Genomic DNA, 12,350 nt, shown 5'->3' on the forward strand with positions numbered 1-12,350 from the left:
GTCGTGAAATCAGCCGGGTTTGCGTCGTCGTGCCGCGGCCAGTCCGGCCAGCGCCAGTCCGGCGAGTGCGATGCTGGAGGGCTCGGGTACCGGGTTGCCGACGTCGCGCTGCGTGATGGCAAACGGCGCGGCGTTGTTTGCCGGGATCACCAGCTGCTGCGGGCCCGGATTGGCGAACGAGAAGTTGGTGGGGTCGCCACTGCGTGCGATCGCCTGGCCGGGGCTGCAGCCGAAACTGGGGATCGGGATCGGTTCTTCATCATCAACCGTCGCGGCCGCGAACTGCGGCTGCTGTTCGACGACGTTACCGAACTGGATCGCGCCGTTGCCGTAGCCGTCTTCGACGAATTCGCCGTAGGAGCTGCAATCGGTGCCGCCCAGCATGTTTCCGGACACGGTGGCGATGATGTCGTACTGCAGCGTGAAGTCACCTGAGCGGATGCCCAGATCGGCAGAGAAGTCACGCGAGTTCTGCGAGATGCTCGCCAGTGCCGAGGGCGGGCATTCGATGTAGCTGTCGAGCTGACCGGTGCCGGCGTCGGTACAAGTGATGGTGCCGGTCGAAGCCAGATCAAGGCGAATGTCTTCGCGCGTCAGCTCGGTGCCGTCGATGCTGATGACGAGCTCGAGCCGGGTGCTGCCGGTCTGGCCGATTAATGCGTTGTAGAAGGCCAGTTCGGTATTGTCGACGCGGAAGTCGAAGTTGACGGCCTGGGTGCCGGTGACATCCACCAGCGTGCTGTAGCTGACGCGGCTCCATGCCGTGAAGATGCCTTCGCCGGAGGAACGAGCGCCGAAATTGGCCTGACCGCCGCTTTCGTAGCCGTAGGTATGGAAGAACACGGAGTTGCCGCCCGGGGCATCCTTCCACAGGTAGTAGTCAACATTGCTGCCGGTCAGCGTCGGTTCGGTGATTTCCGAGCCGCCGCCGAGGCTGTAGCGCGCGTCGACCGAGATCGGATTGGCCTGTGCCTGAAGCGACAGAGCGCTGAAGGCTGCACCGATTGCCAGGGCGATGATTTTTGCGTTGGGAAGTCTGGCTTCCATGGGCTACTCCGGTTGGGTTGAGGTGTGAACGCTCTCAAGCAAAAACGAGGCCCAAAAAAAATCGTCAAATAATCAATGACGTGATCAGCCTCTATTACCGAAGTGTTAAAAAATCTGACGGAATCTAAATTAAAAGCGCACGAATCAATGGCGCAAAACACGTTTGCGGCGAAAAGTGAAGTGCTGCGTAGTCATGCGCGCGCGCGCCGATCTGGTCGCGCAATGTCGCGTCGGCCAGCAGTTCGCGACAGTGCCGCGCAAAGCCCTCCGGATCATCGGCAACACGGAAGCAGCGGCCGGTCTCGTCATCCAGTCCGCGTGCGCCTTCTATGGTCGTGACCAGCGGTACGCCATGACCGAGCGCCTCGACGTTCTTGATCTTCAGGCCCGAACCCCAGCGCACCGGATTGATGGCAACGTCGATGCGGCCCCAGATGGCGGTGTAGTCCGCGACGAAGCCGTGCGCGATGGCGGCCACCCCGGTGGGCGGTGTCCACATCTGGCACACCGACCCCCATACATGCAGTTCGGCCGTCACGCCTTCCAGCGCCGGCCACACCTCATGGGCGAACCAGTCCAGTGCATCGACATTGCCGCGCCAGCCACTGGCGACAAAGCCCAGCACGCGCCCCTGTGCGCGCACCGGCTGGCGGGCGAACATCACCGGGTGCGGCACGCACAGCGCGCGTGACCCGATGGCGGCCGCCACGCGCCGCGCATCATCCTGCTGGATCAGCAGAACGTGATCGTAGCGGGCCAGCCGCTGCATTTCCTCGTCGAACGACAGATCGATTCCACCCCAGGGCGCAAGGCCGGCGCGCGCGCGCGACGCCACGTTGTCGCTGACCAGATCATGCGTGTCCAGGATGCGCAGCACGCCGGGTGGCAGCGCATCGACCAGAAAATCCAGCCGCAGGCGCGCAAGGATGCAGGCATGCGCGCCGATTGCGCCGACGATTTCGGCCAGTCGGCTGCAGGCGGCCGCCGGTTCCGCATCGGCGCAGGCATGCAGCGTGGCCGACACACGCAGCGCGGCGAGCCGCTTGTGGTCCGCATCGCCGACCGGCGCGAGGCAGAACAGGTGCAGGTCGAACAGCTGGCCGAGCATCCAGGCCAGCGCCAGATTGCGCGTGCGCTCGCCGCCGCCCAGACGCCAGAACGGGTCATGGGTGACGAACAGGACGACCCGGCGCGCCGTCATGGCCGACTGCCCGGCGCGTGACAGGGCGCGTGCGGCGCCCGTATGCTCTGCGCCTGCATCATGTCATTGCCGGATGGGTCGGACACCATGGAAAACCCCTGCGCTCGGTCGGAATGGACGCGCGATTCTTGCACAGGCGTACCGCGGTGAGCCGCGTGCTGCTTGCCTGGGAGCTCGGCGCCAACATGGGCCATCTCGACCGCATGCTGCTGACTGCGCGCGAACTGCGCCGGCGCGGTCATGAGGTGACGTTTGCGCTGAAGGATCTTTCGCGCGCGCACGGACGCGTGGTCAGCGAAGGGTTTTCGGTGGTGCAATCGCCGATCTGGTTGCCGCGCATGGCCAAATCGCCCGGTCTGGTCAATTTTTCAGCGGTGCTGGCGTCGGCCGGCTGGCTCGACCCGGCAGGACTGGCCGGGTTGCTGTCCGGCTGGCGCACGCTGTTCGATCTGTGCAGCCCTGATCTGCTGGTGTGCGACCACGCGCCGACCGCGATGCTGGCGGCGCGCGCGTGCCGCTTTCCAGTCGCTGCGGTCGGCAACGGTTTCGAAGTGCCGGCCTTCGGCGACGTGTTTCCGGCGCTGCATTACTGGGACGCGGCCGACACCGCAGTCTGCGCGGCCAGCGACGCCACCGTGCTGCGGGCGGTCAATGCCGCGCTCGCGGCGCTGGGTCAGCCCGGTCTGCCCAGACTCACCGCCTTGTTTGCCGACATCCTTTGCATTGTTGCTTCGCTGCCGGAGCTGGCGCATTACCCGGTCTATCCGGACAGCGTGGTGCGTGTCGGCCCGAGTTTCGTCGACGACGCCGGCGCGCAGCCGCAGTGGCCCAAGGATGAAGGTAAGGATGATCGCGAAGGCATCCCCGTGTTCGCCTATCTGTCGCCCGAGCACGCCGACTTCGCGCCGTTGATGGCAGCCCTGCGCCAGCCCGGGCTGCGCAGTGTGGTGCATGCGAAGGGGCTCTCCGCCGCCACGGCGCGCGAACTGGGTGCGCCCAACATCCGTTTCGAAGCGGCGCCGGTGCGCATGGACCTGGCCACTGCGCAGGCGCGCATCGTGCTGTCGCACGCCAGTGTCGGCACCGTCAGCGCCGCCGCGCTGGCCGGCTGCGTGCAACTCGTGCTGCCCAATCACATGGAGCAGTACATGGTGGGCCGCCGCGTGGTCGAAGCCGGCATCGGGCTGATGGTCGAGCCGGGCAGCCGCGGCACCGACTACCCGGCGCTGCTGCGCCGGCTGATCGACGACACCGCATTCTCCGAGGCCGCGCTCGCGCTGGCCGGGCGTCATGCCGGCGTGCGACCGGACCATACCGGGGTACAGGTCGTCGACGCGCTGGCGCAGCGTCTCGCGCTCGGCACCTCGTGACCCGCAGCGGAACCCCTGCCGCGGCCGGCGTCCAAGGCGCATGACGCCCCCTCACGCAGACCTTCTGCTGCGCCGCCTGCTGCTCAAGCTGCCGCTGCTCGCCGCCCTGCCGGCGCTGGCGCACGGTCCGGAGTTCGACCCGGTCGTGCGCGGCGCACCCCTCATGCTGCCGCGGGATCATGGATCGCATCCGCGCCACCGCATCGAGTGGTGGTACATCACCGGCTGGCTGGAGCGCGATGGTGCTGCGCCGGTCGGCTTCCAGCTCACCTTCTTCCGCGTGCGCCAGCCCGCACACGACGCCAGTACCAGCCGCTTCGCACCGGGCCAGATCCTGTTTGCGCATGCTGCGGTGTCGGACGCCGCGCGCGGCCGCCTGCTGCATGCGCAGAAGATTGCGCGCGCCGGCTTCGGCCTGGCCGAGGCGTCTGTGAGCGATCTGGACGTGTTCATCGACGACTGGAGCCTGCGCCGCGAACCGGCGCCGGAGCGGCTGATGGCGCGCATCACCGCACCCGACTTCGGCTATGCACTTGATTTCACGCCGACACAGCCGGTGCTCTGGCAGGGCGACGCCGGTTTCAGCCAGAAGGCGGCCGATCCAGCGCACGCCAGTCACTACCTGAGCTGGCCGCAACTCGCGGTGTCCGGCACGCTGGGCATCGGCCAGCGCCGGCAGCGCGTGCGCGGCCGCGCGTGGCTGGACCATGAATGGTCCAGCGCGCTGATGCCGGACGGCGCCACCGGCTGGGACTGGCTGGGGCTGAATCTGGATGATGGCGGCGCCTTGATGGTGTTCCGCATGCGCGATGGCGAGGGCCGCGCGATGTGGGCGGCGGCGACGCTGCGCGCGGCGAGCGGCGAGCGGCAGTTCGCACCGTCGGACATCGAATTCACCGTGCAGCGCACCTGGCTCAGCCCGCGCACCGGCGGCCGCTATCCGGTTGCGTTGACCATCCGCGTCGGCGATCGTCGCTTTGCGCTGCAGCCGTTGATGGACGATCAGGAACTGGACAGTCGCGCCAGCAGCGGCGCCATCTACTGGGAAGGCGCGGTCAGCGCATCGGAGGCGGGGCGGCCGGTCGGACGCGGCTATCTGGAGCTGACCGGCTACGCGGGCGCGCTGCGCCTCTGACGCGGGCAGCGACGGCGCTCAGAGCCGCCGCGCAATCGTCACTGCGAACGCAGACCCGCTGCCCACCAGACCGCACCAGCTGCGCATCAGCCAGCCGTCGGGCAGGTCGTCATGGCTCAGCGCCTCGTCGCGGTGGGCGCATTCGTCGGCCTGGCACTCGATCAGCAGTGCGCGCAGGGCCGGGTAGCCCGCATCCTCCGGCAGCCGGTCGATCTGCTGCTGGTAGTGCTGGTCGACGAAGGTTTCGACTGCGCCGATGGTGCCAAATACGGCACGTGCGCCGAACAGCGCCGGCAGTGCGCCGGTCGTGAAGCCGGCGACGCGCCAGCCGGGCAGCAGAACACTGCGACGCAATGGCGGCAGCAGCGCCGAAATCAGTTCGAGGTGCTTCTGCTCCGTTGCCAGATGGCGCTGCGCGAATTCGCGCACCACCGGGTCGCGCGATACGGCAAGGATGCCGCGGTAGATCCACACCGCGCCGGTTTCGCCGGCGTGGTCCGAACGCAGTTCGCCGATCAGGTCATCCGGCACGCCCGGCGTATCGAGTGCGCGCGCGACGCGCTGCATGGATGGACGCACGCGCAGGAAGCCCCGGTAGGCGACTTCGAGCAGACTGGCCACGCCCGGCAACGCACCCGCCCGGGCCAGCCAGCGCCAGCCGGGCAGGGCCGCCCACAGCGCGATGAAGGCGCGCGCGCCACTGAGCACCTCGCCGTTGTCGCGCCGCACGTGAAACCGCGCCAGATAGCTCGCCCGGTCGCCCGCTGCCGGCAGTGGCACCCGCGTGTCGCTGACGTCCACCCAGTGCAGCGGCCGCAGCGGGCGCAGGCCCTGATAGACGCCGACTTCGCGCCGGCACAGCGGGCAGTCGCCGTCGTACAGCACGGTCAGGCCATTGCAGGGATCGATGTCGGGCGTGGTCATGGCGAGCGATGGAAGGGAAGGGAAGAAAGACACGACGACGACTACGCTCAGACGCGGCGGAACGGCAATTGTTCAACCCGGCTGCGCTCACCTTTCGTGCTAATTTCACGCCCCGCCCTCGGACCGCCAAACCGTAAAGCATCATGGAAGCCTTCATCGTGTCGACCGGCGTGGTCGCCCTGGCCGAGATCGGCGACAAGACCCAGCTGCTGGCCTTCATTCTGGCCGCACGCTTCAGGAAACCCCTGCCCATCATCGCCGGCATCCTGTGTGCGACGCTGGTCAACCACGGTCTGGCGGGCGCGCTGGGCGGCTGGATCACCTCGGTGCTGAGCCCGGAGGTGTTGCGCTGGGTGCTCGGCCTGTCCTTCATCGGCATGGCCATCTGGACGCTGATCCCGGACCGGATCGAAGACGAGGAAACGAAGGTCGCCGCGCGTCTCGGCGTGTTCGGGGCCACGCTGGTCACCTTCTTCCTGGCCGAAATGGGCGACAAGACGCAGATCGCCACCATCGCCATGGCAGCGCACTACGCCAGTCCGCTGCTGGTCGTGATGGGTACCACGCTGGGCATGCTGATCGCCGATGTGCCGGCGGTATTCGTCGGCGACCGCTTCGGCGCGAAGATTCCGATGAAGCTCGTGCACGGCATTGCCGCCGCGATCTTCGCCGCACTCGGTCTGCTGACCCTGCTTGGCGTCGATCGCCTGCTCGGATAGTTTCATCACGCACCTCCCGACGAGTCGGTTCAAGGCAGCGTGACATTTTTCCGATAATGACTGCACGAGATGCTTCGCGCCGGGACGGCGCTGGCATATTGGGTTCCAGCGTTCGCCAAGGGACACGGAAACCTTCAACGGGGCGCAGACGGCATCGCCCCGGCGCGCGCAGGAAAAACCAGACAAAAGGGCAGGCAAGACACATTCGGCATGCACGACAGGGATATGTCCATCGATGAGGAATCGAAGCGCCTCGACACACTGAGGCGCTACGACATACTCGACACGCCGCGTGATGAACGTTTCGACAACATCACCGCGCTGACGGCCGAACTCATGCAGGTTCCGCTGGCCATGGTCACCCTGGTGGATGCCGACCGTCTGTGGTTCAAGTCGGCGCACGGTCTCGATGTGCGCGAGATTCCGCGCTGCAACGGGCTGTGCTCGTCCGCCATCCAGCAGGACGGCGCCTACATCGTCGAAGACGCCCGGGCGTCGCCGGTCGAGCGCGACCACCCCTTGGTCACCGGCCCGCTCGGCCTGCGCTTCTACGCCGGCGTTCCGCTCAGGGCAGACGACGGCCGCGCCCTCGGTGTGCTGTGCATCGCCGATCGTCAGCCCCGCCAGCTCGCCGCGCGCGCGATCGGCCAGCTGCAGGCGCTGGCCCGGATGGTGATGGACCAGTTCGAGCTGATGCGCGCGCTCAGGCAGGTCACCTCGATCGCCGAAGACGACAGGCGCTTCAAGCTGCTGTTCGACAAGATCGCCGATCCGATGCTGTTGCTCGACGCGGCGTCGGGCGTTTTCATCGACTGGAATCCGGCAGCGATGGAAATGCTCGGTTATCCGAATCGGGACGAAATCCGTGCCCTCAGCCCGGCCGACATTTCGCCGCGGCGGCAGCCGGACGGGCGCGATTCGGCCGAGAAGGCCCTGGAAATGAATGCCATCGCTGCGCGCGAAGGCAGCCACCGCTTCCAGTGGGCCATCTGCAGTCCGTACCGCGACACGCTGGTCATCGAAGTATTGCTCACCGCGCTGACTATGCAGGGCCGCCAGGTGTTCATCACCACCTGGCGCGACCTGACGTCGCAACGGCTTGCCGAGCAGAAGCTGCTCGACAGCGAAATCCGCTGGAAATTTGCCATCGAAGGTTCGGGAGACGGGCTGTGGGACTGGAACATCCCCGACAGCACAGTCTTCTTCAGCCGGCGCTGGAAGAGCATGCTGGGCTTCGAAGAGCACGAAATCGGTTCGGATCTGACGGAATGGACATCGCGTGTGCATCCGGATGACATGTCGTCGGTGATGGCGGATGTGCAGGCACACATACGCGGCGAAACCACGACCTACATCAACGAGCACCGCGTGCGATGCAAGGACGGTGCGTACCGCTGGATACTCGATCGCGGCAAGGTCGTCAGCCACGATGAAGCCGGTGAGCCGTTGCGCATGGTCGGTACGCACACCGACGTGACCGATCGCCGGCGCGTGCTGATGGAGCTGGAAGCCGCGGAGTTCGGCCACCGTGCATTGCTCAACGCGATGGCCGACGGCGTGTTCGTGTCGCAGGACTTCCGCTTCGTGTTCAGCAACCCGGCGCTGCCGCACATGCTGGGCTATGCGCCGGATGAATTCACCGGCCTGCGCTTCGACCAGATCGTACATCCTGATTTTCTCGATCTGTGGACCGAGCGCTTCGTTCAGCGCATCAGCGGTGCCATCGAACCGGTGCGTCAGTACGAGGCGAAGTTTCTGCGCAAGGGGGGTGCCGAGGTCATCTGGATCGAACTGATCGCTTCGCGTTTCATGTTCCAGGGTGCACCGGCGGTGCTCGGCATCGTGCGCAACATCAGCGAGAAGAAGAAGACCGAGGACATCATCTGGCGTCAAGCCAATTACGATGCGCTGACGCAGCTGCCCAACCGGCTCATGCTGCTCGACCGGCTCGATCACGAAATACGCCAGTCTCGCCGCACCGGTCAGCCGCTGGCGGTCATGTTCATCGACCTCGACCACTTCAAGGAAATCAACGACACGCTCGGCCACCACCGCGGCGACCTGCTGCTGCAACTGGCGGCTCAGCGCCTGTCGTCCTGTCTGCGGGATACCGATCTCGTGGCACGACTGGGCGGCGACGAATTCACGGTCGTCGTGTCAGGGCTCGACGACATGGACACGGCCGAGCGCATCGCGCAGAACATCCTCGATGCCCTGCAGCGCCCTTTTCATCTCGAATCGGAACTTGTGTACGTGACGGCCTCGATCGGCATCACGCTCTATCCGCATGACGCGCGCTGCATCGAAGATCTGCTCAAGCAGGCCGATCAGGCGATGTACGACGCCAAGCATCTGGGGCGCAACCGTCTGAGCTATTTCACCCCGTCGATGCAGCAGCGTGCGGAAAAGCGCATGCGCCTGGTCGGTGACATGCACGAGGCCATCGCGAAAAAGCAGTTCTACATGGTGTATCAGCCCATCGTCGATCTGGCGACCGGGCAGACACGCAAGGCCGAAGCGCTGATCCGCTGGAACCACCCGGAGCGCGGCATCGTGTCGCCGGCCGATTTCATTCCGATTGCCGAAGAAACCGGCCTCATCATGGAACTGGGTGACTGGATTACGCGCACCGCGCTGGCCTTCGCGCTCTATCTCGAGCAGCAGTTCGACGCCCCGGTGCAGATCAGCGTGAATCAGTCACCGGTGCAGTTCCGCAACAAGAAGTCGCAGTATCCCGACATCGTGCAGGTGTTGCTTCAGGCCGGTGCCTCCGGCGAACTGGTCACGGTCGAAATCACCGAAGGCACGCTGCTCGACGCCGATGCGCAGGTGCTCGACAAGCTGCATCGCATGCGTGAAGCGCACGTACAGGTGTCGCTGGACGATTTCGGTACCGGCTACTCGTCGCTGTCCTACCTGAACAAGTTCGCCATCGATTATCTGAAGATCGACCGCTCGTTCGTGCAGGGGCTGGCGCCGCATTCGAGCGAACTGGCGCTGTGCGAGGCGATGATCGTCATGGCGCACAAGCTGGGCATCAAGGTGATTGCCGAAGGCGTGGAAACCGCCGAACAGCGCGACCTGCTGATCGTGGCGGGCTGCGACTATGCACAAGGCTATCTGTTCGCCCGCCCGCTTACCGCCGAGGCGTTCGAGGCCTTCCTCGCCGACGCCCCGCAGCCGCTGTGATCGACAACGCCGCACAATGACCGGATGATCCGCGCATCGCCCGATCCGGAGTCGTCATGAACAAGTTCATCGCCAGTGCCTTACTCATGTTCAGCAGCCACACCGTCAGCGCACTCGAACTGCTGGTCCCGGCGTACTTCTATCCGGTGGATGATGGCGTCACCTACTGGCAGACGCTGACCGAGGCTGCGCCGGACGTGGCCATCACCGCCATCCTGAACCCGGACAGCGGCCCCGGTGCCGCCTTTGACAGCGACTATGCAGCGGTGGCGAATACCTTTCAGGCAGCCGGCGGTCGCCTGATCGGCTATGTGTACACCGGCTACGGCGCGCGCAGCGAAGCGCTGGTGAAGGCCGAGATCGACCGCTACTACGCGCAGTACGGCGTGGACGGCATCTTTCTCGACGAGGTGTCGAACCTCGCGCAGCACCTCGGCTACTACCAGTCGCTGCACGCCTACATCAAGGGCGGCTTCGCGCGGAACCACATCGTCGCCAACCCGGGCACGCAGACGCCGGAGGCCTGGCTGGCGACCGCCGACGTGCTGGTCACCTTCGAAAGCCCGGCTGCCGAATACGCCGGCTACGAGCCGGACGCGTGGACCGCAGCGCAGGACGCCACGCGTTTCGCGCATCTGGTCTATGACGTGGCGGATGCCGATGCGATGCGCACCGTCATCGATACGGCGCGGGCGCACAACGTCGGCCACGTCTATGTCACGGACGATCGCGGCGACAACCCGTGGGACACGCTGCCGACCTACTGGGCAGCCGAAACCGCCTACGCTGCAGCGGTGCCGGAACCATCGGTCTGGGCCAGCTTCGTCGCCGGCCTCGCGCTGCTCGCCGCTCGCCTGCGCCGGCCTGCGCGCTGAAGCGCGCAGGCGCTGGACAGGTACCCGCAGTGCAGCCGACAATGTCCCCATGAGCATTTCCGGCGCCATACCGTGCCACTGACACCGACCCGTCGCTGGGTCGTCCGGCAGCGCGCCGCCCGCTGGCGCCCCTCTCCGTACATCGCATGGCACTCACTATCGATGCGGAGATTTCATGAACATCCAGTTCCGACCCAAGCTGATTGACACGCTGCGCGGCTATGACCGCGGGCAGTTTTCCGGCGACCTGTCGGCCGGCATCACGGTCGGCGTGCTCGCGCTCCCGCTGGCCATGGCGTTTGCGATCGCCAGCGGCATGTCGCCGACCGCCGGCATCTGGACCGCCATCGTCGCCGGCTTCCTGATTTCCGCCCTCGGCGGCTCGCGGGTGCAGATCGGCGGCCCGACCGGCGCCTTCATTCCCATCATCTACGCCATCGTCGTCGATTACGGCGTACAGAACCTGCTGATCGCCACCATGATGTCCGGCGTCATGCTGCTGGCCATGGGCGCGTTCCGGCTCGGCAGCATGATCCGCTTCATCCCGCTGTCGGTCGTCATCGGCTTCACCAACGGCATCGCGGTAGTCATCTTCGTATCGCAGATCAAGGATTTTCTCGGTCTGCGTGTCGACAGCCTGCCGGGCGAATTTTTCGGCAAGATGGAAGCGCTCTACCGGGCGCTGCCGACGCTCGACGGCGCCACGCTCGCGCTGTCGTGCGCCTCGCTCGCCGTACTGCTGGGCTGGAACCGGCTGGCCAAGGAGGTCGCATGGATGCGTCGCCTGCCCGGCCCGCTCGCGGTGCTGGTCATCGCGACCGCGGTGAATGCCTTCATCCTGCTGCCGGTCGACACCATAGGCAGCCGCTTCGGCGGCATCCCGCGCGAGCTGCCGGACATCGGACTGCCGGCGCTGTCGTTCGGCCTGCTCGGCAAGCTGATCGCGCCGGCACTGACCATCGCGCTGCTGGGTGCCATCGAATCGCTGCTGTCGGCGCGCATCGCCGACAGCCAGATCGACGACCGGCACGACCCGAACCAGGAACTGATGGCGCAGGGCATCGCCAATGTCGCGGCGCCGCTGTTCGGCGGTTTTGCCGCCACCGGCGCCATCGCGCGCACCGCGACCAATGTGCGCACCGGCGGCCGCACACCGGTGGCCGGCATCATCCACGCCGGCGTGCTGCTGACCATCGTGCTGGCGCTGGCGCCTCTGGCCAGCCACATTCCGCTCGCCACCCTGTCGGCCATCGTCGTCGTCGTGGCGGTCAACATGGGCGAGTGGCACGCCTTCGCGCCGAAGGAACTGGCGCGCTACTCGACCGCCTACCGCACCATCCTGCTGGCCACCTTCTTCGTCACCGTGGTGTTCGACCTGACGCTGGCGGTCGAACTGGGCATGGCGCTGGCCAGCCTGTTCTTCATCTACCGCATGTCCGACCTGACGCGCATCGAGCGCCTGCCGCTCGAGGACTTCTACGGCGTCGAGGCGCTTGCCCGGCCCGACGGCACACCGCGCATCCTGGCCTACCGGCTGACCGGGTCGCTGTTCTTCGGCGCCGCCAACAAGCTGGAAAATCTGCTGCTGATGCAGGACGGTCACCCGGACGCGGTCATCCTCGACCTGGAAAAGGTGATCAGCGTGGACACGACTGGGCTGGACATCCTGCAGACGCTGCAGCGCAACCTCGCTCGGCGCGGCGCCACGCTCATCCTGTGCGACCTGAACGAACAGCCGGGTTCGCTGATCCGCCGCTCGGGCTTCGCCGACCGGCTGGGCGAGGAGAACATCGCCGGCAATCTGACCGATGCGCTGCTGCGCGCGCAGACGGTGATGCCCCGAAACCCCGGCGTGTCCTACGTCTGACAGCGCCAGCCACTCGATCGGAT

9 protein-coding genes are annotated in these 12,350 nt (G+C 66.2%); 6 read left to right on the forward strand and 3 right to left on the reverse strand.

All coding sequences use genetic code 11. The features are described from left to right. Positions 1-9 precede the first annotated feature (9 nt). Positions 10-1,047, reverse strand: coding sequence for a PEP-CTERM sorting domain-containing protein (locus BSY238_RS18760; protein ID WP_069039072.1), 1,038 nt, complete (start codon positions 1,045-1,047; stop codon positions 10-12). A gap of 124 nt (positions 1,048-1,171) precedes the next feature. Beyond that, positions 1,172-2,248, reverse strand: coding sequence for a glycosyltransferase (locus BSY238_RS10365; RefSeq protein ID WP_069039073.1), 1,077 nt, complete (start codon positions 2,246-2,248; stop codon positions 1,172-1,174). A gap of 128 nt (positions 2,249-2,376) precedes the next feature. On the opposite strand from BSY238_RS10365, the gene BSY238_RS10370 reads away from it, so the two are divergent. Both BSY238_RS10370 and BSY238_RS10375 read left to right on the forward strand, forming a co-directional pair. Then, positions 2,377-3,618 (forward strand): glycosyltransferase, encoded by a 1,242-nt coding sequence (locus BSY238_RS10370; protein WP_190295007.1) that lies wholly within the window; start codon positions 2,377-2,379, stop codon positions 3,616-3,618. A gap of 40 nt (positions 3,619-3,658) precedes the next feature. Then, a complete protein-coding gene (locus BSY238_RS10375; protein ID WP_069039074.1) occupies positions 3,659-4,753 on the forward strand; it encodes a lipocalin-like domain-containing protein in 1,095 nt (364 codons plus the stop codon). An 18-nt stretch (positions 4,754-4,771) separates the two neighbouring features. On the opposite strand, the gene BSY238_RS10380 is transcribed toward BSY238_RS10375, so the two are convergent. Continuing rightward, complete coding sequence (locus BSY238_RS10380) at positions 4,772-5,710, reverse strand: demethoxyubiquinone hydroxylase family protein (protein ID WP_223300090.1); 939 nt, start codon at positions 5,708-5,710, stop codon at positions 4,772-4,774. Between the two features lie 110 nt (positions 5,711-5,820). On the opposite strand from BSY238_RS10380, the gene BSY238_RS10385 reads away from it, so the two are divergent. The 4 genes from BSY238_RS10385 to BSY238_RS10400 all read left to right on the forward strand — a co-directional run bounded on the left by BSY238_RS10385 (position 5,821) and on the right by BSY238_RS10400 (position 12,327). Further along, positions 5,821-6,396, forward strand: a complete 576-nt coding sequence (locus BSY238_RS10385) for a TMEM165/GDT1 family protein (RefSeq protein WP_069039076.1) — start codon at positions 5,821-5,823, stop codon at positions 6,394-6,396. A 225-nt stretch (positions 6,397-6,621) separates the two neighbouring features. Continuing rightward, entirely contained in the window at positions 6,622-9,585 is a 2,964-nt protein-coding gene (locus tag BSY238_RS10390) for a bifunctional diguanylate cyclase/phosphodiesterase (protein ID WP_083224013.1), read from the forward strand. 56 nt (positions 9,586-9,641) lie between these two features. Beyond that, positions 9,642-10,460, forward strand: coding sequence for a spherulation-specific family 4 protein (locus BSY238_RS10395; RefSeq protein WP_069039077.1), 819 nt, complete (start codon positions 9,642-9,644; stop codon positions 10,458-10,460). Between the two features lie 175 nt (positions 10,461-10,635). After that, positions 10,636-12,327 carry a SulP family inorganic anion transporter gene (locus tag BSY238_RS10400; protein ID WP_069039078.1) on the forward strand — a complete coding sequence of 564 codons (1,692 nt, stop codon included), beginning with the start codon at positions 10,636-10,638 and terminating at the stop codon, positions 12,325-12,327. Positions 12,328-12,350: the final 23 nt, after the last annotated feature.

The sequence above is a fragment of the Methyloversatilis sp. RAC08 genome, from assembly GCF_001713355.1.
Lineage (GTDB): Bacteria > Pseudomonadota > Gammaproteobacteria > Burkholderiales > Rhodocyclaceae > Methyloversatilis.